The sequence below is a fragment of the Cohaesibacter marisflavi genome, assembly GCF_963665895.2.
In the GTDB taxonomy this organism is placed as follows: Bacteria; Pseudomonadota; Alphaproteobacteria; order Rhizobiales; family Cohaesibacteraceae; genus Cohaesibacter; species Cohaesibacter marisflavi.
In genome coordinates this window covers 2,074,867-2,096,025 of sequence record NZ_OY762534.1, presented here as the reverse complement: position 1 = coordinate 2,096,025, position 21,159 = coordinate 2,074,867, and the positions used below count along the sequence as shown (strand labels likewise).

Genomic DNA, 21,159 nt, shown 5'->3' with positions numbered 1-21,159 from the left:
AGACATGGCTGAAGGTTTCAGAATCAAGGAAAGTTGGGACCGGGTAAATCCGGATCTGATCGCCCGCGCTGCCAAACTGCCTGTATCCAACATTAGTGACGTCATGAACCGCCACACAGGGGCTCCTGCTAGCATGCGCCCCCGGCATCGTCAGGGCGTCCTCGCTGGCCCGGCCCTCACGGTCAGTGTTCGTCCAGGAGACAATCTGATGCTGCATAAGGCCCTTGTTATGGCGCAGCCAGGTGATGTGATCGTCGTAGACGCCGGTGGCGCTCTGGACAATGCCATCATGGGTGAGCTGATGCTTGCACGTGGTGTGTTTTCCAAGATTGCCGGTGTGGCTATCTGGGGTGCAATTCGCGACCTCGACAGCATCAGCAAACAGGATGTACCAGTCTTCTCGAGCGGCATCAGCCATCGTGGCCCTTACAAGGATGGACCGGGTGAAATCGGCTTCCCCATCGCTCTTGGCAATATGACCGTCAATCCTGGCGATCTGATCGTTGGCGACTGGGACGGCCTTGTCTGCCTGCCAAAGGATAGCGCCGCAGAAATTCTCGACCGTGCTGACAAAAAGCACGCAGGCGAAGAACGTCAATATCAGACGACCATTGAAGGCAAATATAATGGTGACTGGATTGACAAGAACCTCAAGGAGCTTGGGTGCGAATTCATCGCGTAACGCCCCGAGGTCTCTATAACCCCGCAAATATTCTCATCGATAAATACTAGGGAGGAACCTGATCGATGTTTTTCAAACCCTTAAAGACGGCCGTTGTTTTCTCGGCTCTTGTTGCTGCAGCAGTTCTGCCTGTCCAGGCTGAGGACTTCCCGACCCGTGGTCTCGAATTCGTTGCCGGTTATGGTCCTGGTGGCGGGCACGACACCATGCTGCGGTCCATGGCCAAGGTTATTCGCGAAACCAATCTCATTGACGCATCCGTCAATGTCGTGAACAAACCTGGCGGCGCTGGTGCAACATCGCTTGGCTATCTCAATAGTCATGAAGGGGATGGCCACTATCTGATGGCTGCCACTTCATCCTTCATCACAACACCTTTGACGGCAGATGTTGGCTTGAACTACAAGGACTTCACCCCGATTGCTCGTCTGGGTATCGACCCGACCCTGCTGGTTGTTCCTGCGTCCTCCGACATCAAGACCCTTGATGACATTAAAAACGCTGGCCGCGTGCTCAACGTTGCTGGTGGTGGCCGTGGACAGATCGAACATATTGCAACGATCATGGTGTCCGACGCCCTCGACGTGAAACTGAACTTCGTGCCGTTCCAAGGCGATGGTGAAGTCGCCAGTGCGCTGCTTGGTCGTCAGGTCGATTTCGCCATGATCAACCCGGGTGCTGTATCCGAGTTCATCAAAAGCGGTCGTATGAACGCCATTGCCATCTCCACGGAGCAGCGCGCTGAAATGTTCCCGGATGTCCCGACCTTCAAGGAAAGGGCTATGATGTGGTCGCCTCGGTTTTCCGTGGTGTCGTTGCTGCCAAGGATATTCCGGCAGAAGCCAAGGCTTATCTGTCCGAAATGGTTGAGCGTCTGCAGGAAACCCCGGAATGGACCGAACAGTATCTCAAACCAAACGGGATCATTCCTGGTTATCTCGATGCTGATGCTTTTGCTGCCTATCTGGAAAAGACCAACAGCGTCTATGAAACCAACCTGTCCAATCTTGGTCTCCTGAAAAAGAACTGATGGGCACCATGAAAACTGCAGAAATTACATTTCTGGCAATTCTGGCGGCTTTTGCCGCCAGTCTTGCGATCGGTTCGCTCGATCTCAAATATGCTGACGAATTCTCCTTCGGCCCCGGTTTTGTGCCGTTGAATGTTGGTGTGCTGATCGTCATCTGCTGCGCTTTGCAGGCCTTGCGGAGCCTTGCCAAAAGTCGGAAGGAAGCGGCTGAAGCCGGAGACAGACAAGAGCACGCGGACACGTCCCCCAATATCGCCGGTCTTCTGATCACCACGGCCATCATTGTTCTTGGTGTTGCTGCCATGGCGCTTGGCTCTGTGCTCGCACCCATCTTTGCCATGATCTTCCTGCTGTCCTGGCGCGTCGCGCACCATCCGATCACATCGTCACTATTTGTCGGCGCCACCACGACCGCCGCCATCTATGTCATCTTTGCCATTTGGCTGAATCTGCCGGTGCTTTGAGCCGCAGCAAACAATTCACGGGACGAAATGCATGCTGGATTCGTTATCTCACCTGATGGTGGCGTTCAATCAGGTCGCCACGCCGGAAAACCTGCTGCTCATCTTTGTGGCTGGCTTGATCGGCACGCTCGTTGGTGCCTTGCCCGGCCTCGGGCCATCGGCGGGTATTGCTCTCATGATGCCCCTGACCTTCGGCATGAGCCCGATCTCGGGTCTCTCCCTGCTGACAGGCGTTTATATGGGCACCATGTATGGCGGGCGTCTGACCGCCATTCTCATCAACACCCCCGGCGACGCCCCCGCCATTGTGACGGCCATGGAAGGCTATCCCATGATGCAACGGGGAAGGGGCGGGCAAGCCCTCGGCATCTCGGCCATTGCCTCCTTTGTCGGCGGTATTTTTGGTCTGCTGATGCTGATCTTCTTTGCGCCGATCATCGCCGAATATGCCATCTTTCTCGGGCCTCCGGAATATTTCATGCTGATGCTGCTCGGCCTGAGCATGATCATCGTGCTGGCCGGCTCTGATCCGCTCAAGGCGCTGATTGCCACGCTGGTCGGGGTTCTGCTCAGTACCATCGGCAGTGATTATGTCTCGGGCAATGTGCGCTTTGCCGTTGTGCCTGAACTGATCGAAGGGGTGGACTTCGTTGCTGTCATCATTGGCCTGTTCGGTATCGGCGAAGTATTGGTCAATGTCGAAGAACGCATTCGCCTGAATATGGGCAAGCCCAAATTCAAATTCAGCGAATTCATTCCCGGACTGGCTGAACTGCGCCATATCAGTTTGCCCACCCTGCGTGGCTCGGTGATCGGCACCGGCATCGGCGTGTTGCCGGGCGCTGGCGCGACCATCGCAACCTTCATTGCCTATATCACCGAGAAAAAGTTCTCCAAACAGCCAGAGAATTTTGGCAAAGGGGCATCCGAAGGTCTGGCCAGCCCAGAAGCGGCCAACAATGCGGCGGTTCCCGGCTCGCTGATCCCGCTTCTAACGCTCGGTATTCCGGGCTCGGGCGGCACGGCCATCATGCTGGGGGCGTTGATCATGTTCGGCCTTAACCCCGGCCCGATGCTAATGATCCAGTCAGCCGACATTGTCTGGGGCACCATCGCGGGTCTGACCATTGCCAACCTGTTCCTGCTGGGCTCGAACATCCTGTTGATCCCGGTCTTCGTGAACGCTCTGCGCCTTATTCAGAACCATCTGAATGCCATCGTTGTTGCCTTCTGTCTGGTGGGGGCCTTCTCCATCAACTATGGCACCTTCGATGTCTGGGTAACCGTTGTATTCGGGGTCATCGGCTATCTGATGAAGCGCGCCAACTATCCAACCGGCCCGTTCATTCTGGCTCTGGTGTTGGCGCCTCTGGCCGAGAACTATCTGCGTCAGTCCATCATGCTGGGGCAGGGGGCTTGGGGTATCTTCGTGCAAAAGCCGCTCACGATGACCTTTACCATTCTGGTGCTCGGGGTCGTTCTGTTCGGTCTCGCCAAGGCGCCAATCGCCAGCTATGTCAACAAACGGCGCAATCAAGCGGCATAAAGACCACCTGTCTTGCGGAAAACGAAATGGCCAGCTCATCGGGCTGGCCATTTTTTATTGGGGCAGCAAATTTCACGGGCTTGGTAAAAAGCTTGCTCCGGTTTCTCTGCTCTTGGGCAGGGTTGCGTCGTTCGACTAGCCGCCCGTTGCCGCCATGGCCCTGTCAACGGGTGCAGACACTTCATTGAAATTATGCTGCCATGGCTTGAGAGCAATGGATTGGCGGATCAGCTCCATCAATCCGTCATCCGAAATGCCCTCGCGCAAGGGGGCCTTGAGGTCTGCCGAATGGCTGTTGCCAAGGCACATGTAAAGGGTGCCGTTCGCTCCGAGCCGCACCCTGTTGCAGGAGGCGCAGAAATGGCGGGACAGGGGCGTGATAAGGCCGATTTGTGTCTGCGTGCCGACGATGCGCAAGTAGCGGGCAGGACCGCCGCCAGAGGCAATGTCATCCACCAGTGTGAAATGCTGCTCCAGTTGTTGCTGCACCACTTCGAGCGGCACATAGCGCGACACGGCGTCACTGCCACCAGCCCCCATGGGCATGGTTTCGATATAGCGCAGGGTGAAGCCTTGCGCCGCGCACCAGCGGGCCATGTCGACCACTTCGTCGTCATTGATGCCCTTCATCACCAGCATGTTGATCTTGATGGGGTAAAAGCCAACCGCCCGCGCTTTTTCAAGCCCGCGCAACACCTTGGCCAGATCGCCCCCATGGGTGATGCGCGAAAAACGCTCCGCATCAAGGCTATCGAGCGACACATTCAGCCGACTGACACCCGCCTCGAACAGGGCGTCTGCATGGCGCTCAAGCAACAGCGCATTTGTTGTCATGGAAAGATCATCAATGCCGGGCAGGGCATGAAGCTGCGCAGCCAAATCCGCAACGCCCTTGCGCACCAGCGGTTCGCCCCCTGTAAGGCGCACCCGATGCACGCCCAGCTTGGCAAACGCTGCCATGATCCGCTCGATTTCATCAAGCCCAAGGCGACTGCTCGAGGGCGCAAAATCTGAACTGCCAGCAGGTAGGCAATAGAAACAGCGCAGGTTGCACCGGTCCGTCAGGGACAGGCGGACATAGTCGATCTTGCGTCCATAGGGATCGATAAAGGACATGGCGCTTTTCCTTTTCCTTTTTCTGCTTGGCAAAAGGGTAAAAAGGCTGCCGGAGAGGACCCCGACAGCCAAGGTTAAGGGAGGAGATGCATCAAGCAAGTTTCTCGATTTTCGCAGGCAGCCCCTGACGCACGGCAGCCCCCGAGATCGGATCAACCCAGACGCCGGGCTTGGCGCGCGTCGGGTCGATCAGGCCCAGATCATTTTGCAGCACGCCGCTTGCCTGCTTCGGATCTGCGGCCATGGTGACCCCGTCGACGGTAATGTCCGCGGCCCCGAAGCGGCGATGGCCAAAGCCATGCTCGATGGCAACCGTGCCCTGCACCACCCCGTCCCGCACGACGGCCACGCTCTCGATGCTGCCACCCGGTGTGGTGAGGCGCACCCTGTCACCGGTCGTGATGCCATGGCTTTCCGCCACATCGCGGCCGATATTGAGTGTGTTGGTCGCAACGATCCTCAGAAGTGTCTTGGCCCCGACGGAGTAGGAATTCTGCAATGGCGATTTGAAGCTGATTACCTTGATCGGCCAGTCGCTTTGCGGATAGACCTCAGCCACCTTGCTGCCATCGGAGAATTCCGCTTCGCGCCATGTGGGTACGCCGGGCGAGCGCTTGCCTGTCATGGCATTGCGCGCACTGCCGACCCCTTCGTTATAGACAAGCATCGGCTTGCCGAACGGATGCGCGCTTTGTTCGCCCTTGTAGCTCTTGTCTTTATTCTCGTAGCGTCCGCCCTTGGCATAGATCGCCGCCGCTTTGCGCCATTCATCGGGCTTGAGGGTTGATTCCAGCTGATCACGGATGCGATCGACGCCTGATACCATCAGGTCATCGTCGCTGGCGTCCGGCACGGAGGAGCCGCCGACCGTCGCCACATTCACCGCACCCCGCAGATAGAAGTCTTCAGGCCGGTTGAGCGGATGCATGGTGCCGTCCTTATCTGGAATTGCCTCGTCACCAAAGCCTGGCAGGCCCATGCGCTTTGCTGTTGCTATGAGGAACATGTCGACATCGATCGGCACGCCATCGGCTGTTCTGGCGACCTTCGGGTCGACCACCGGCCAGCGGGCCGTGGTGATCTTGGTGGGAACGCCATTCCATGGCTTCACGAAGCCCCAGCTTTCATACATCACCGTATCCGGCACGATATAGTCGGCCAGCGCCGTGCTCTCGTTGATGAAAGGATCGATGGAGATGATCAGCGGCACCACCTTCGGGTCTTTCAGCTTGGGCACCAGATGCTCGATGCCCGCGATGCCATAGATCGGGTTGGCGTTGCGCAGGATGAGTGCCTCGATATTGTAGGGGTAGCCATTGACCATAGAGGAAAACCATTCGGTCGCCAGACCCGGTGCATTGGGATACCATGGCCCATCGGCAGGGAAGGCCTTGCCCGCAGCTTTTTTGGCCTTGAATTCGGAGGTCTTCTCGTAGGGCACATTGCGTCCCAGTGGCAGGCCCTTGGGCTTGACGCCGCCCTTCACCTTGGCCAGATCATAGGCCGGACCGTTGGTATCGGGGTACCAGCCGCCCAACATGAGGGTGCCACCCTTCCAGTTGAGATTGCCTATGAGCGTGTTGAGCATCATCAGCGCAAAGGCATTGTAGAAGCCCGAGCCGCTCATCATGCCGCCATGGGTGTTCACCGCTGCCTTGCGGCCATGGCTGGTGAATTCATTGGCAAGGCCGGTGATGGTTTCGACCGGAATACCGCAGGCGGCAGAATAGTCTTCATAGCTTAACCGCCCGGCTTCCTCGCGCAGCAGAGTGAGGCCGGTCTTCACCGCAACAGGGCCATCCTTGCCCTCTACCGTGCCATCAAAGAACAGCGGCGCAGGCTGATCGCCCACTGGCACGGGGCCATTCTCAGACGCAACCATGTAAGGATCGCTATCGTCATAGGCCTTGGCGCCTTCGGCCAGCTCCAGCCCCATGTCGGAGCCGCGCAGCAGTTTGCCCATGCGCGGATGGGTTTCATCTGCGATGACCAGATGGGTGGCATTGCTCCAGTTGGCTTCGCCTGCTGCCATTGCGGCTTTCTTGGAAGGTTGGGCCAGATAGTCCTTGTTGATGCGGTCATTCTCGAACATCCAGCGGATCATGCCCATGGCAAGGGCGCCATCCGTGCCCGGAACAATCGGCAACCAGCGAGACCGATCCCCGGATGGGCCGCTCTGGGCATGGTTAAGCACCGGATCGACCACAACATAATCAAGTTTGCCATCGCTGCGGGCTTCAGCCACCAATGCGCCAATGCGCTTGAAGGGGTTGCCTGCATTGCCCGGTGCAGTGCCGATGAAAATGATAAATTCGGCTTCCTCAAAATCCGGCTTGGCGTGTGGCATCTTTTTCACATCGCCAAACATTGCGCCCGAACCCGAACGATAGGAGCCACCGCAATAGGAGCCATGGCGAGCATAGTTGGTAGAACCATAGGCCTGTTTCAGCCAGCGCAGATTCATGTTGTCTCTGCCATCATTGACCGAACTGAGCATGACAACACCATTGGCGCGGGGGCCCAGCTCAGGCGCATCGGCCTTGATGGGTGTCTCCAGATCGCGGATTTCCCGCAGGCCAGCCACCTTGCCCTCGCCGAACAGATCGCCGCCTTCAACCACTTCCTCGACAAGCTGCTCAAAGCTGATGGTTTCCCATTGGCCGGAGCCACGCGCACCGACGCGCTTTAGGGGCTTGAGCACCCGACGCGGATTGTCGATCTGATCAAGCACGGCATTGCCGCGCCCGCAGGCCGTGGAGCGATGCAGCATGCCGTCGCCAGCGCCCGGTTGCCCAAGCGCAACAAGGCTTTCACGGACTGGTGTTTCATAAGGCAAAAACTCGGTGGTGCTGAGCGGGTTATAGGGGTTGCCTGTAACGCGCAGGACCTTGTTGTTCGCCTTGTCGACACGCACCCGCACACCACACATGGTGGTGCACCCGATGCACATGGCGTAGCTTACCGCCTGATCGGGATTGAGCTCGATGTCGCCATTGGCGGCCACTTTATATTCCGGCTCAGGGGCGTTGCCGGTCAAATGCTTGCGCGGCACCTTGCCGGACCATTTGCCTCGGGTGATCTTTTTCACCGGCTCGGCATAGCCTGCGGCGAACGCGCCCAGCGCTCCGATAGCGACGGCGCCCTTCAATATGTTGCGACGTGTTGACATGGGCTTTCTCCTCAGACAGTGCGAGCGGTTTGGGCAGAAGTGGTGGCTGACGTATCGTCAGGCAGGTCTGCTTCGGCCCATGGCACAAAGGTGGTGTAAAGAATGAGCAGGAAGATCCAGAGCCCGAAGGTGCCGATCACTCCCATGAGGCCTTCGATACCGGTGGGCATCAGGGCGTCATAGAGGCCGGAGCCGACCTTCGGCACCGCCTGTCCGCCCATGAAGACTGTCCAGCGGAACATCCAGGCGGCGTGAATGGCGATCAGGCCCGTGACCCAGCCCGAGCGAGCCGGTAGCGTCAGCGCGATGACAAAGGGAATAACGATGGCAGCGGCAGCCCAAAGAGCGATGCGCTGCCACACGGTGAAGCCTGCAACAGAGGCGAGTGCTTCGGTGTGGCTCTGGCTGATGCCTGAAAAGGCGACCGCGAACCATAGCGCGCCGATGATGGCGACCACGCCAAGAGCCAGCGCCAGCATGCGGTTCATCTTCGCTTCCACAATAGGACCGGTGGCAAACAGGCGACCAAGAATGAGCATCACGCCAAGCGCACCAACAGCACCGGTTGCTGCAAACTGGAAGGGGAGAAGTGGCGTGTGCCAAAGCGGACGGGAATAGACCACGGCCACTTCCATGCCGGTATAGGTGAGGATGCCGAGCGCGGCGACGCCTGCACCAATGCCTATGAGGCGTGCAAAGCCATTGGCCGGACTACCGAAGGCGAGAAAGCGGAAGAGCCATGCAAAGCGCCAGTCATCCTGACCCCAGCGATAGAAGGCTGGCCGGTTCACCGCCCATGCATAAAGCAGCAGCAAAGTGACATAGGACGAGACGATCCAGGCGCCCCAAGCCATCCATGAGGTGGCGTGGGTATAGACGAAGAACTCCCAAAAGCGACCCGGCTGATGCAAATCGGCCAGCAGAGCAACTGGGCCGGAAATGCCGGTCGTCACGGCTGTGATCAGCGCCAGCCGGGCATGGGGCAGGGAGGAACCGCGCCCGAAGACAAAGGCAGGGAAGGTGAGAAACAGGGCAGTCGTCGACATGCCGATGAGGAAGAAATATTGCACGGCCCAAGGCAGCCAGGCGGCTTCATGGACGGCACCAACAAGCTCATGAATTTGCATCACCGGCCCTCCTCGTGATGGTCAATATTGGTCGTGAGCGGAGGACGATAGGCGGCTTCGCCAGCCACGCGCCCGTCGAGCGCTTCGTCCAGTCCGATATAATAGACATTGGGTGCGGTATGCATTTCCGGCCGCAGAACGGAGACTTCATGCTCTTTGAGCAACTTCGACACCGTGCTTTCGGGATCATTGAGATCACCGAAAATGCGGGCGCCACCAACACAGGTTTCCACGCAGGCCGGAAGCAGCCCTGCTTCGGTGCGATGAATGCAGAAGGTGCATTTGTCCGCGGTCTGGGTTTCGTGGTTGATGAAACGGGCATCATAGGGGCAGGCCTGAACGCAATAGGCGCAGCCCACGCAGCGTGATGCATCCACCAGCACCTCGCCGGTGCCTTCCTTCTTGTAGGTCGCCTCGACCGGGCAGACCTCGACGCAGGGGGGCTCGTCGCAATGGTTGCACAGCCGTGGCAGCATCACCATGGCCGGATCGCACCCTTCCTTGACGACTTCATAAACGGAGACATGGGTGCGGAAAGAATCTTCCGGTACCGCATTCTCCATGATGCAGGCCACTGTGCAGGCCTGACAGCCGATGCATTTGCGCAAGTCAACGACCATGCCCCATTTGGGGCCGGTCGGCTGGGGGCCATCGGAGGCTGAACCGGTTGCAGCTGAAGCACTGTTTGCGCCAGCGACCGTTGCCGCCGCGCCAATGCTCACCTGTCCGATCGCTCCAAGAAATTGGCGACGAGAACTGTCCATGGCTGGTCCTTTCACTCCGCCCCACTTTCTGCTTACCGATTGGTTCGGCTAACGATGGAGGCGTTGGGTCTCTCAAGGACCGTCCTCTTGTCCGTCAGAAGGACGATGCAAGAAGGGCGGCCGGTCTGTTAACCAGCCTAGAGAGAGGAGCAAAAGGAGTGAATCAGGCCAAACCCAAGGCCCTTAGGGGGTAACCCCTAAATCTTGTCCCAATTGGCTGTGACAAGCTGCCGCACCAGATCGGCGGGCGTCGTGGCCTCCATCTTGGTCATCAGGTTATGGCGGTGAATTTCCACCGTCTTGAGGCTGATTCCAAAGTCTGCGGCAATCTGTTTGTTCTGCTTGCCGTCCATGATGGCGCGGGCGACATCAACCTCGCGGCCCGTCAGGCTCTCAATGCGGCTGGCAATGGCGGCCTTCAGGGCTTCATCCTCAGCCCGGGCGCGAGCCTCCTTGAGGGCATCATTGATGCGTTCCACCAGCGCCATGCCGTTGACGGGTTTCTCGAAAAAATCCAGAGCGCCCGACTGGATGGCCCGCACGGCCATGGGGACATCCGCGTGGGCGGTGATGATGATGACGGGCAGGGCACAGGCTCGGCGTTTCAATTCATCCAGCAGTTCCAGACCGCTCATGCCGGGCATGCGCACATCAGCCAGAATGCAGCCAATGAGCGCCCCATCAAGCCGGTCGAGCAAGTCTGTCGCCGAACTGTGGGTTTCGATGGTAAGACCAAGGGAAGAGAGCATGAAGCCGAGCCCGTCGCGCACGGCCCGATCATCATCAACGATATGAATGATTCCATCCTCATTGATCGCATTCATTCAGTCTCTCCTGCAGGCAGCCAGATGGCCACTTCAAGTCCCGGTCCGTCCGATGGGGAAAAGGCGCGCATGGAGCCGCCATGGGCTTCGACAATCGATCGGCTCAACGCCAGCCCCAGCCCGATCCCCTCGGTCTTGGTTGTATAGAAGGCTTCGGCGAAATGGCCAAGATCTTCTTCATCCATGCCGTGGCCAAAATCGCGCACGCTGAGCAATATGCCCCGCCCGCCTTCTTCCTTCTCGCGCACCGTGAGGATAGCCTCGCGACGCTCCGCTGCCTCCTCGTTCATTGCGTCGATGGCATTTTGCACCAGATTGAGCACCACTTGCTGGATCTGGATGGGGTCGACACGCAGCGCAGGCAGGCCGGGAGCCAGATCGAGGATCACGCGCACCCCGGCGCGGTTGGCAGAAGCTGCGTAAACGGCGGCGCAATCGGCGACAAGTTCGGGCACGGTTATGGTAACTGGCTTGGATTCCTTCTTGCGCACGAAAGCCCGGATGCGCTTGACGACTTCCGCTGCGCGTTGCGCTTGTTGGGCGATTTCGGTGGATGCCAGCTCCATGTCGGCGCTGCTGAACCGATCAGCCTTGATGCGCAGCAGGCACCCTTGCGCATAGTTGGAAATCGCCGCCAGCGGCTGGTTCAGCTCATGAGCAATGGAGGAGGCCATCTCCCCCAGAATGGAGAGGCGGGCCACATGTTCCAACTCTCGCTGATGTTGCCGGTCGGCCTCTTCGGCGCGTTTACGCTCGGCCATTTCCTGCTTCAGCTTTTCGTTGGTTTTTTTGAGGTCGCGGGTGCGCTTGCGCACAAGGCTCTCGATGCGCACCGAATAGATGGCCCAGAAGATCAGGGCACCCGCCAGAATGATCAGCCAGTCGCGATAATCCTCGATGAAGTCGGAAAGAGAAATCGGACCGGTGCGGGCATAGGGGCCGATCTGCAATTGCCGCAAAACGTCATGCACCGATTGATAATCCAGCGGCACCGTCCAGAGATTGCCCTCCTGAATGCTGAGGAGCGTTACGGCCACTTGCTTGGCAAAGGCGGCATCGGTCTTGGGTGTTTTGGCAAAGGGCCAGTTGGGGTAGATCGGACTGGAAATGGCGCAGTCGGTCGGCATGTCGTGGCGCAGCGCAAAGCCACGCAGCGCGCCATAGCGGGCGGGGTTTTGCTTCTGCAACAGCTCCAACGTGCAAGTGCGCATAACCGCCGCGTCGGCCTTGCCATCCAGCACTGCCTCGGCCACATTCTGCATAGGATAGCCCGTCTGAACCAGCTCGACACGGCGAGGGAGTGTCGGGTCCTGCTTGTGCATTTCTGCCCAGATGACCTGAAAACCGCCAAAGGCTTCGGTGGTCATCACCGCCAGCTTCTTGCCCACCAGATCTTCCATGCTTTCAAAGCCATCGGCTGTGACCAGCGTGGAGGCGACCGGCTGGTCTTCCTCAGCAGTGGCGATGCGACTGATATGATGGCGAAATTCCAGCTCAGCATAATTGCCCGGGTTGGTGAGCACGAAATCCAGCTCTCCAGCATTAAGCGCCGCATCAAGACCATCAATGTCCAGAGCCACCAGCTCGAAGCGCACATCGGGAAAGGCAGCGCTCAGGCTGTCCGCCGTCTGCGCCCAGTGAGTGAGTGAGTGCTTGGCCCCCAGATAGTCCAGCACGCCGATCCGCTTGACTGTTTCGGCCAAGGCGGGGTGGACCCAGCATACAAGGCCGATCAGCAGCACAAACAGCCGGAAGGGACGGGAAAAATAGCTTTGCATGATAGTGGTTAGCCGCCCTCAATCCTGTTTTTGGAATCCACGCCCCAAGCGTCTTTGGAGAAACGATAATGCTTTTGACTGCTTTTTCATAGCAGTTTGCAAGGGGACTATATGGCACGAAGAGGGCAGCTCCAACGGGGGAACAGGGGGCCATACTGGCGCGCTCTCTCAAGCGCCCCTCTGACGATTCGGCCTGAAGGTCGGCTGAAAAGAAAGGCGCCTGAAACGGTCAGGCGCCTTTTTATTGTTTGTCAGTTGGTAAAGGCCGGATCAGTGGCGCACGGCCTTGACCGCATCCGCAGTTACCGCACCGGCATCATTGCCCCAACCCTTGCGCAAGAATGTGGCGAGGGCTGCAACATCCTCATCGCTCAGGCGCTCGGCAAAACCGGGCATCTTCAGCTTTTCAGGGCGTTTTGCCGTTGAAGGCATTTCCGCACCATAGAGGATGGTCTCGATAAGGCCCGTGGTCTGATCAGAGGTGACGAGCGAGTTATCACTCATCGCCGGGAAGACTTCTGCCGCCCCTTTGCCGTTGGTCATGTGACAGGCCGCGCAATTGTCCATGTAGAGCATTTCGCCTTCATCAAGGCCGATGCCCTTGGCCAGCTTGAGCGAAGTGGCATCCGCGGCATTGTCGATCTGACGCGGAGCGCTGAGGCTCTGGTCAGGAACAGACGGAGCCGGCTGCCGCTCGCCTTTGACGATGTGATGCAGATAGGCAACCATCGCGTCGGCGTCCTCGTCGGTCATATATTGCAGGGAATCCTTGACCGCCAGCGCCATTTCACCGGCAACCGCCGTGTGAGCATTGCGTCCGGTGGTCAGGTAGGCTTTGAGGTCTGCGGCAGACCATCTCTGTGCAGCAGAGCTGGCGCTACGCAGGTCTGGCGCTTCCCAGCCGCCAATTACGCCGCCGGAAAGGAAGCCGTCATCCTGAGCAGTCTTGCCACCCTCGGCCATGATCAGGTTGCGCGGGCTGTGGCAGGAGGCACAATGACCCGGACCCTGCACCAGATAGGCCCCGCGAGCCAACTGCTCGTCAGAGGCGACGGCGTCTGTTTCAGGCTTGAAGCCGGAAGAGCCGAGGGCAACCCAGTTCCACAGGCGAATGCCCCAACGCTGGTTGAACGGGAAGGCAAGCGCCGTCTCTTCCACCTTGTTGTTCACCGCAGGCACCTCATTCATGAAGTAATCATACATGGCGCGAATGTCGGTTTCGCTGAGGTTGCGATAATTCTCGTACGGCATGGCCGGATAGAGATGCTCGCCACCCGGAGCAATGCCGTCCACCAAGGCGGCGCGGAAGTCGTCCAGTGACCAATTGCCGATGCCTGTCTCTTTATCAGGCGTTATGTTGGTTGCCCAGATGGTGCCCATCGGGCTTTCGATGGCGCGGCCACCGGCAAAGGGCTGGCCACCCTCGGCCGTATGGCAGGCGGCACAGTCGGCCATGCGCATGGCATATTCGCCCTGTCCGGGCGCAGGCTGCCAGTCCGCAGAAAGCGGTTCGCTGGGTTTGGTCAGTTGCGGCGGCACGAAGATAATGGCCAGAAGCACGATCACGCCAAGGCAAACCAGCCCCGCCAGAATACGAAGGTAAGTTTTCATCTTTCAGTCCCTCACATCAACGGGCGTGGATTTTTGAGATAATCCTTGCGGATGGCATCCGCAGCCCAATAGGCCAGCGCGCCGAGCGGACCGGTCGGATTATATTGCGTGTTCTGCGGATAGGCGGATGCACCCATGACGAACACATTGTGGCAATCCCAGCTCTGCAGATAGCGGTTGATGACAGAGGTTTTCGGATCTGTACCCATGATTGCGCCGCCCACATTATGGGTCGACTGATAAGGCCGCACGTCATATTGCGAACCGTCGTGCTTGAAGCCCGAGGCCATCTTGTCCGGATTCATGGACTTTGCGACTTCCTCGATCTTGCCCTTCATGAACTGGGTCATCTTGATGTCATTGTCCTTCCAGTTGAAGGTCATGCGCATCAAGGGGCGACCGTGGCGATCGGTATAGGTCGGGTCGAGATCTAGATAGCAATCCCGGTAGGACATGTTAGAGCCATGAGAGCCGATGGACATCTTGCTGGCGTACCACTGGCCAGCCGCTTCCTTCCAGCCTTGTCCCCATGAGGGTGTGCCCGGAGGAGTGGAAAGTTGTTGGATTGGGCGTCCACCCGTATGACCGCCGGTGATGTAGCTGCCGCCGATGAAGCCTTCTTCGGCGAAATCGATCTGGCTGATCGAGAAGTCGTCAATCGACATTCCGACCGAGCCGGTGCCGATGAACGGATTGAAATTTTTGTCCTTGAAGAACAGGGCTGTACCACCGGTCATCTGATAGGAATAGTTCCGCCCCACGACACCTTCGCCGGTTGCCGGATCATAAGGCTGACCAATGCCGGAGAGCAGCAACAGATGGACATTATTTAGGGAATAGGTGCAGACAAGCACCAGATCTGCAGGCTGGAACACCTCGTCACCGGTCTTCTCGTCGAAATAGGTGACGCCCGTGGCGGTTTTGCCATCGGCTGCCTTTTCGATCTTGAGCACCTCGGCATGGGTCTTGTAGCTGAAATTCGGCTTTTGCTTCAGCGCATCCAGAATACAGGTCTGTGGCGATGCCTTGGAATAGTTGAGGCAGCCGAAACGTTCGCAGAAGCCGCAATAATTGCAAGGGCCAAGCTGCATGCCATATTCGTTGGTGTAGGCGCGGCTGGCGTTGGCTGCCGGACGCGGGAAGGGATGATAACCGAACTTGCGCGCCGCATCGGCGAAGAGTTCCGCATCATAGGTATTGTCGAGCGGCGGATTGGGATAATCTCTTGCTCGAGGCGCTTCAAACGGGTTGCCGCCTTCCTGTATTTCACCATTGATGTTGCCGGCCTTGCCCGAGATGCCCATCATATATTCAAGGCGATCATAATAGGGTTCCAACTCTTCCTGTGTGACGCCCCAGTCTTGTATCTGCATGCCTTCGGGAATGATGTCGGCGCCGAAGGTTTCCTCGACATAGGATTTCAGCCGCAATTCGACATCCTGCGTGCGCCATGTGTGGCCATTCCAGTGGATGCCAGCCCCACCGACGCCATCGCCGGGCAGGAAAGAGCCCAAATGCCTATAGGGCAGGGCAGTCTGCTCTGTATTATGGCGTACGGTCAGCGTCATTTTGGTTGGCTTCTGCATGAAGCCGTAGCGGATGCCATATTTCAATTCGTCAATCACGCCCGGATATTGAAAATCAGGCACGGTGTTGCGATCTTCGCCGCGTTCAAGGGCGAGGATTTCAAGCCCTTCCTGCGCCAGTTCCATACCGAGAATGGAGCCGGTCCAGCCCAAACCGAGGATCACGACATCTTTTTTAGGATCTGTTCTTGTAGCCATGGATCACGCCCTTTCGCCGGAAATGGATAGTGCAGGCAGCGGATAGGTCTGATTATGTCTGGTAACCCATTCTGTGTAGGCTGCGCGGGCACCCGGGAATCCGATATAGGCCCAAGCCTTCAATTGGTAATTCCCACCATATTTCGGATCGGCAAAATAGCCTTCCTTGGTGTTTTGAAGCAGGAACGAGAAGAAATCGCGCAGCTCGGGAGCAAGGGCGACGTCACCCTTTTGCAGCGATGTCAGAGCTTTGTCCTTTGTGGCGGAATCCAGATTTTCAAAGGCATCGCCATGCGTGGTCTGGCACCATTCCTGAAAGGCTGGAATGGCTTGCCGGTAGATCTGGGCTGGTGTCAGCGGAGACTGAAAGCCCAGAAGTGGGTCGGCATCGGGCTGATGCGGTCCTGCCATATACCAGTCGGAGGCGTCGCCAAAGCTGCCTGCCATCTGCAGGTCGATGAAGACCGGAACGCGGGTTTCCAGCGCTCCCGGACCATCGCCTTCAGCCGGGATCAACCGGTCACAGGCAGCCATGACGAAACGCCATTCGTCGGCGGTGAAATAAACAGGCTCATACTCTTCCAAAGGCGGTAGTTCGCCCTGCGCATAGGAAAGAGACGGGTTCATCAGGGTTGCGTAAGCGGCACTCGCCGCAGAGCCCATGAGAAACCCTCGACGCGAAACACGCCCTGGAATATCGGTCACGAAAAACTCCTTAGGTCCAAATTGGGAGAAGAAATTACATTGATATATTTCAGTAGGTCAGGGCCCCGACTATAAGCCGATCACATGACAGCTCAACAGTTGCTGTAATTTTTCTAAAAAGAGTGCACCGCTGGCCAGGAGGCGTTAAATTTTGCCTCTTTGTGATGATTTGTTCTATTAAAACAATGTCTTATATTGATAATAGGGCTGATTTGGACGTCCGGTTTTGTGCAGCTATGGTGTGAATGCAAGACTGCTTTGCCTTACGTGCTTAGCCGTATTGTAAAAATTGTCATGCTCAATCGCTGGTCAGGTCCGGATCGGAGGAAGATTAAAAAGTGAGTCGGTTCTTCCTCGCGCCCAGGCTAGCAAAATAAAAGCCGCCAGACCGGAAGGTCTGGCAGCTTGAATTGGTTTAACAAGGTGCGCCGTATCAGTAGACTGCAGCATAGGCTGCGCAGCGCTCTGCTATGTCCTTGCCATCCAGATAGGCTAGCTCGCCTTTCTTGTGAGCCAGATAGACATCGACAAACTGGTCGGGGAACCAGCTGCGAACGGTCTCGTTGGCATTGAGACGTGCGAGAGCTGACTCCAATGTTTCAGGCAGGCGCACATAGCCACGTTCGCTAAGCGCACTTTCGCTGAGAAGGGAAAGATCTTCCTCCGTCACCTTCGGCATAGGCAGCTGGTCCTTGATGCCCTGTGTGCCAGCGAAAAGAATGGCCGCAAGGGCAAGGTGAGGCGAGGCTGAACAATCGGCAGCGCGGAACTCGAAATTATATTGCCGAGCGATGCTTTCCGGATCGGTCGATGTGACCGGGCAGATGCGAACGGAGGCTTCGCGATCCCGGAAGCCAAGATTGTTGTAGGCCGCGCTCCAGCGATGAGGCGTCAAGCGCAAATAGGAGATATCCGAAGGGGCCGTGAAAGCCACGATGCTATCGAGATATTTGAGCACACCCGCAATGAAGGAACCGGTTATCGGCGACATGCCCGCAACACCATTGGCATCATAGGTGGCCGGTTCGCCAGCCTCAGTCACAAAGCTCATATGAATATGCACGCCGTTGCCAACGGAGGCCGGGTCCTGAATCGGCGTGAAAGTCACCGCCTCGCCACAGCGCGCTGCCGTCATGCGGGTTACTTCGCGCAGGATGAGGGATTCATCGGCGGCGCGATGGTTCTGGCTCGGGCCGATGGTTACTTCATACTGGTCTGGCCCATATTCCTTCATGAAGGTATCGGGATGCAAACCGGCCTGTTCAAGCGCAGCCATCAGGGTTTCGCCAAACTGGCGGCGGCGGGTGAAGCCATTCAGGCCATAGGGTTCGCCCTGTGGGGCTACTCCGGCAAGAAACTGGAATTCATGCTCGAATGCAGCGATCAGTTCAACGCCGCCAGCCTCTTTCAGGCCAGCCAGTGCGGATTTGAGAATGGAGCGGGTACAGCAGGTCCAAGGCTGGCCATCGAGATCGGTAATATCTCCCAGCATGAAGCGCTCAATGGGGCCGCCATCTTCAAAATCGAGCTCAACATTGGCATCCGCATCGGGAATGAGCAGCAGGTCGCCAAGCGAGCCGAATGGACTGTCGGCAATCGCGTCAAAACAGGTAATCTGCACGTTGGTCGGCGTCCAGCCGACACCACGCTTGAGACGCTTTTGCATTTCCTTCAAGGGAAAGGCCTTGCCGCGGGACTTACCCGCAATGTCTGAGGTCAGGGCGAAGACGAGAGGATTGGTGATCACTTTTATTCTCCAAAGTCTAATCGCATCGAATCCCAATGTTCGATGCGTTGCTTGGTTGTTTCCCAATGGGAGTCGGCGATGTTGGTCAGAGTCGCCTCAATGACGGCAAAGGCCCCCGAATAGCTATCCCATAGAGTATCGGTATTGATGGGAATGGCCAAAATCTCGGACGCATTGCGCGAGACAGGCGACATCCAGCGGTCGGTGATGAGAACCACATGCGCCTTGCGCTCCTCTGCCGCTTTACGCGCCAAATGCGTCAGATTGGACTGGTAGCGCCTGAAATCCGCGATCACGAGAATGTCCTTGGCCCGCATACGCAGCAAATATTCCGGCCACATTTCCGGATCTGAGGGCAGGTGATAAACCTTCTGGCGGATCTGGCGCAAATGGCGGGACATATATTGCATGAGCGTATCACTCATCCGGCCGCCGATAAAATAGAGGGAGCGTTTCGGATCGGACAACATCTGGCAGATCCGATCAAACTGAGCCTCGGAAATAGACTGCGTGGATTCTTCGAGAATGCCTGACACACGATCAAGGAAGCTGGCCATATAGGCGCCATGCATGGGCTTGCTCATGGATTTGCGCTCAACCGGAGAGGTCTGGATCTGCTTGAGTTCGTCGATCAAATGACGTTGAAAGTCCTGAAAACTCTGAAAACCGATTTTGGCAACAAAGCGCGAAATGCTTGGTGCCGATGTCTGCGCCCGCTCTGCCAGCGCCTGAATCGGTTCCAGGCCAGCAAAGGGATAGTCCAGCAAAAGCGTTGTGCTCAGGCGTCTTTCCGTAGCGGTAAAGTCGGCGGAATGGGCCTCGATCTGGTCGCGAACTGTCATGTCGTTCTCCCTTCAGAACCATAATGCGAAATGAAATTAATTTGTCAAATACATTTTTTTTATTGACATTGAAATTCTGTTTTCATTATGGTCACTAGCAATTAGTTGGAGATTTATGATGCTTGTCACCTCTGGTCGTCAGCTGTTTTATTCAGTTTTTGCCATACTCGCCCTCGCTTTGATCGCATCGGCAATTGCTTGGTATATGGGCCCGGCAAGCCAGCGTATTCTCGTTGTTTTCTTCGTTTCGCTCATCGCGGTGGTCGCTCAGGGCGTCTATTGCGGTAACAGCGGTATCATGTCCTTCGGGCATCTTTCCTTCATGGCGATCGGGGCCTATGCCTCTTCGCTTCTGACGGTGCCCGCCATGATGAAAGCGGCCACCCTGCCCAAGCTGCCTCATTGGCTGGCCTCCACGGAGACGAGCCTATTGCCCGCCATTCTGGCCGCGCTCGTCGTGGTGGCGCTGGTCGCAATCATCACCGGCGTGGTGGTCGGCAAGCTTCAGGGGGAGGCGGCAACCATCGCAACGCTTGGATTGTTGATCATCGTGCATGGCATCCTGATCGGCTGGCGCGATGTGACGCGCGGCTCCGGTTCCTTCTTCGGCGTGCCCCGCGAGACGACGATGTGGGTTGCCATGATCGGATGTGTCATCGCACTCATCATCGCGCGGCTCTACAGGGACTCCATATCGGGTCTCAAGCTGCGCGCCAGTCGTGAAAATGCCATTGCGGCGGCAGCGGTTGGTGTCAATATCAAACGTGAGCGGCTGGTCTCCTGGGTTATCAGCGCTGTGCTGATGGGCCTGTCCGGTGCCTTGATGGCGCATTTCCTCGGTGCCTTCAGTCCCAAGAATTTCTATTTCGTTGATACCTTCCAGTATCTTGCCATGCTGATCGTTGGCGGCATGACCACCGTAACCGGCGCCATTTCCGGCGCGGTGGTGATCACCATTGTCACAGAAATCCTGCGCCATCTGGAAAGCGGCTTCTCGCTCGGCTTCATTGAGGTGCCTCAGGTTTTTGGCACGACACAAATCGGCATCGCGCTGCTCATTCTGTTTGCCATGTTCCGCAAGGCCGATGGCCTGACTGGCCTCAAGGAATGGGAAGAGCGCTTCATCAAGCCCAAACGCAAAATTCTCTCGGGCGCCTCTCTGCGAGCAGCAGAGCCCGATGGCATCCTGACAGCGAAGGGCATGACCATGCGCTTTGGCGGGCTCGTTGCGGTCAATAATGTCGATTTCAAATTGATGCCCGGCGAGATCGTGGGCCTGATCGGGCCAAACGGTTCTGGCAAGACGACACTGCTCAATATGCTCTCCGGTGTTCTGAAACCAAGCGAAGGCACCTTCAAGATCGCGGATGCGCTGCTCGACGGTGTGCCTTCGCACAAAGTCGCCGAACATGGCATCGCGCGGACCTTCCAGAATATTCGTCTGTTCAACCATTTGAGCGTTTTCCAGAATGTCCTGGTCGCAGCGCTTTCCACCCGCGGGGGCAAGGATGCGGAAAGCCGTGCCCAGACAGCGCTGGAACGCATGGGCATGAGCAAATTTGCCGAAATGGATGCTGGAACCCTGTCTTACGGTGATCAGCGTCGGGTGGAGATTGCCCGCGCGCTTGCCTGTCAGCCAAGCCTCTTGTTTCTCGATGAGCCAGCCGCAGGCATGAACCGCGAAGAGACCGACGCGCTGATGGAAATGCTGCGCGGTCTCACCAACGATCTGGGTATCGGCATTCTGCTTGTCGACCACGATCTGAAGCTTATCAACCAATTGTGTGACCGCATCGCCGTGCTCAATGAAGGCACCCTGATTGCGGCCGGCACGCCTGCTGAAATTCGCAAAAATCCCGCTGTTGTCGAGGCTTATCTCGGCGCCAGCACGGATCAGAATGATGACCCTGAAGGCAATCAGGGCAGATGAAGACCTTCCAAGACAAACCATCACCACACCAATTCCAGAG

At 57.4% G+C, this 21,159-nt stretch carries 16 protein-coding genes; 5 read left to right on the top strand and 11 right to left on the bottom strand.

What is annotated here, in order from left to right; translation table 11 throughout:
- Window positions 1-4: 4 nt before the first annotated feature.
- From ACKPCT_RS10590 to ACKPCT_RS10575, 4 genes are all read left to right on the top strand, one after another.
- The gene (locus ACKPCT_RS10590; RefSeq protein ID WP_090067651.1) at window positions 5-682 is read left to right on the top strand and encodes an RraA family protein; all 678 of its coding nucleotides are present in this window, start codon (window positions 5-7) and stop codon (window positions 680-682) included.
- Between the two features lie 65 nt (window positions 683-747).
- Window positions 748-1,701, top strand: coding sequence for a Bug family tripartite tricarboxylate transporter substrate binding protein (locus tag ACKPCT_RS10585; protein WP_319569173.1), 954 nt, complete (start codon window positions 748-750; stop codon window positions 1,699-1,701).
- 19 nt (window positions 1,702-1,720) lie between these two features.
- Window positions 1,721-2,176 (top strand): tripartite tricarboxylate transporter TctB family protein, encoded by a 456-nt coding sequence (locus ACKPCT_RS10580; protein WP_175527844.1) that lies wholly within the window; start codon window positions 1,721-1,723, stop codon window positions 2,174-2,176.
- Between the two features lie 31 nt (window positions 2,177-2,207).
- A complete protein-coding gene (locus ACKPCT_RS10575; RefSeq protein WP_319569172.1) occupies window positions 2,208-3,722 on the top strand; it encodes a tripartite tricarboxylate transporter permease in 1,515 nt (504 codons plus the stop codon).
- A gap of 135 nt (window positions 3,723-3,857) precedes the next feature.
- On the opposite strand, the gene moaA is transcribed toward ACKPCT_RS10575, so the two are convergent.
- The 11 genes from moaA to ACKPCT_RS10520 form a co-directional block, all read right to left on the bottom strand.
- On the bottom strand, window positions 3,858-4,838 hold the full coding sequence (gene moaA, locus ACKPCT_RS10570; protein ID WP_090067658.1) for a GTP 3',8-cyclase MoaA: 981 nt from the start codon (window positions 4,836-4,838) through the stop codon (window positions 3,858-3,860).
- Between the two features lie 91 nt (window positions 4,839-4,929).
- On the bottom strand, window positions 4,930-8,007 hold the full coding sequence (locus tag ACKPCT_RS10565) for a molybdopterin-dependent oxidoreductase (RefSeq protein WP_319569171.1): 3,078 nt from the start codon (window positions 8,005-8,007) through the stop codon (window positions 4,930-4,932).
- Window positions 8,008-8,018: 11 nt separating this feature from the next.
- The gene (gene nrfD / locus ACKPCT_RS10560; RefSeq protein ID WP_319569170.1) at window positions 8,019-9,134 is read right to left on the bottom strand and encodes an NrfD/PsrC family molybdoenzyme membrane anchor subunit; all 1,116 of its coding nucleotides are present in this window, start codon (window positions 9,132-9,134) and stop codon (window positions 8,019-8,021) included.
- Window positions 9,134-9,898 (bottom strand): sulfate reduction electron transfer complex DsrMKJOP subunit DsrO, encoded by a 765-nt coding sequence (gene dsrO / locus ACKPCT_RS10555; RefSeq protein ID WP_319569169.1) that lies wholly within the window; start codon window positions 9,896-9,898, stop codon window positions 9,134-9,136. Before dsrO ends, nrfD begins: the two co-directional genes overlap by 1 nt.
- A 197-nt stretch (window positions 9,899-10,095) precedes the next feature.
- Window positions 10,096-10,722 carry a response regulator transcription factor gene (locus ACKPCT_RS10550; RefSeq protein ID WP_319569168.1) on the bottom strand — a complete coding sequence of 209 codons (627 nt, stop codon included), beginning with the start codon at window positions 10,720-10,722 and terminating at the stop codon, window positions 10,096-10,098.
- On the bottom strand, window positions 10,719-12,500 hold the full coding sequence (locus tag ACKPCT_RS10545; protein WP_319569167.1) for a sensor histidine kinase: 1,782 nt from the start codon (window positions 12,498-12,500) through the stop codon (window positions 10,719-10,721). The genes ACKPCT_RS10550 and ACKPCT_RS10545 overlap by 4 nt, the downstream gene beginning before the upstream one ends.
- A gap of 270 nt (window positions 12,501-12,770) precedes the next feature.
- Window positions 12,771-14,111, bottom strand: a complete 1,341-nt coding sequence (locus ACKPCT_RS10540) for a cytochrome c (RefSeq protein ID WP_319569166.1) — start codon at window positions 14,109-14,111, stop codon at window positions 12,771-12,773.
- Between the two features lie 11 nt (window positions 14,112-14,122).
- A complete protein-coding gene (locus tag ACKPCT_RS10535) occupies window positions 14,123-15,895 on the bottom strand; it encodes a GMC family oxidoreductase (protein ID WP_319569165.1) in 1,773 nt (590 codons plus the stop codon).
- Between the two features lie 3 nt (window positions 15,896-15,898).
- The gene (locus ACKPCT_RS10530) at window positions 15,899-16,600 is read right to left on the bottom strand and encodes a gluconate 2-dehydrogenase subunit 3 family protein (protein ID WP_175527846.1); all 702 of its coding nucleotides are present in this window, start codon (window positions 16,598-16,600) and stop codon (window positions 15,899-15,901) included.
- A gap of 433 nt (window positions 16,601-17,033) precedes the next feature.
- The gene (locus tag ACKPCT_RS10525; protein ID WP_319569164.1) at window positions 17,034-18,347 is read right to left on the bottom strand and encodes a glutamine synthetase family protein; all 1,314 of its coding nucleotides are present in this window, start codon (window positions 18,345-18,347) and stop codon (window positions 17,034-17,036) included.
- A 2-nt stretch (window positions 18,348-18,349) separates the two neighbouring features.
- The gene (locus ACKPCT_RS10520) at window positions 18,350-19,189 is read right to left on the bottom strand and encodes a MurR/RpiR family transcriptional regulator (protein WP_090067679.1); all 840 of its coding nucleotides are present in this window, start codon (window positions 19,187-19,189) and stop codon (window positions 18,350-18,352) included.
- Between the two features lie 115 nt (window positions 19,190-19,304).
- Between ACKPCT_RS10520 and ACKPCT_RS10515 the strand changes: the two genes are divergently transcribed.
- Complete coding sequence (locus tag ACKPCT_RS10515) at window positions 19,305-21,119, top strand: branched-chain amino acid ABC transporter ATP-binding protein/permease (protein ID WP_319569163.1); 1,815 nt, start codon at window positions 19,305-19,307, stop codon at window positions 21,117-21,119.
- Window positions 21,120-21,159 lie beyond the last annotated feature (40 nt).

Coding starts and splice junctions, on each gene's coding strand:
- ACKPCT_RS10590 (WP_090067651.1), top strand. CDS start 5: ATGGCTGAAGGTTTCAGAATCAAGGAAAGTTGGGACCGGGTAAATCCG.
- ACKPCT_RS10585 (WP_319569173.1), top strand. CDS start 748: ATGTTTTTCAAACCCTTAAAGACGGCCGTTGTTTTCTCGGCTCTTGTT.
- ACKPCT_RS10580 (WP_175527844.1), top strand. CDS start 1,721: ATGAAAACTGCAGAAATTACATTTCTGGCAATTCTGGCGGCTTTTGCC.
- ACKPCT_RS10575 (WP_319569172.1), top strand. CDS start 2,208: ATGCTGGATTCGTTATCTCACCTGATGGTGGCGTTCAATCAGGTCGCC.
- moaA (WP_090067658.1), bottom strand. CDS start 4,838: ATGTCCTTTATCGATCCCTATGGACGCAAGATCGACTATGTCCGCCTG.
- ACKPCT_RS10565 (WP_319569171.1), bottom strand. CDS start 8,007: ATGTCAACACGTCGCAACATATTGAAGGGCGCCGTCGCTATCGGAGCG.
- nrfD (WP_319569170.1), bottom strand. CDS start 9,134: ATGCAAATTCATGAGCTTGTTGGTGCCGTCCATGAAGCCGCCTGGCTG.
- dsrO (WP_319569169.1), bottom strand. CDS start 9,898: ATGGACAGTTCTCGTCGCCAATTTCTTGGAGCGATCGGACAGGTGAGC.
- ACKPCT_RS10550 (WP_319569168.1), bottom strand. CDS start 10,722: ATGAATGCGATCAATGAGGATGGAATCATTCATATCGTTGATGATGAT.
- ACKPCT_RS10545 (WP_319569167.1), bottom strand. CDS start 12,500: ATGCAAAGCTATTTTTCCCGTCCCTTCCGGCTGTTTGTGCTGCTGATC.
- ACKPCT_RS10540 (WP_319569166.1), bottom strand. CDS start 14,111: ATGAAAACTTACCTTCGTATTCTGGCGGGGCTGGTTTGCCTTGGCGTG.
- ACKPCT_RS10535 (WP_319569165.1), bottom strand. CDS start 15,895: ATGGCTACAAGAACAGATCCTAAAAAAGATGTCGTGATCCTCGGTTTG.
- ACKPCT_RS10520 (WP_090067679.1), bottom strand. CDS start 19,189: ATGACAGTTCGCGACCAGATCGAGGCCCATTCCGCCGACTTTACCGCT.
- ACKPCT_RS10515 (WP_319569163.1), top strand. CDS start 19,305: ATGATGCTTGTCACCTCTGGTCGTCAGCTGTTTTATTCAGTTTTTGCC.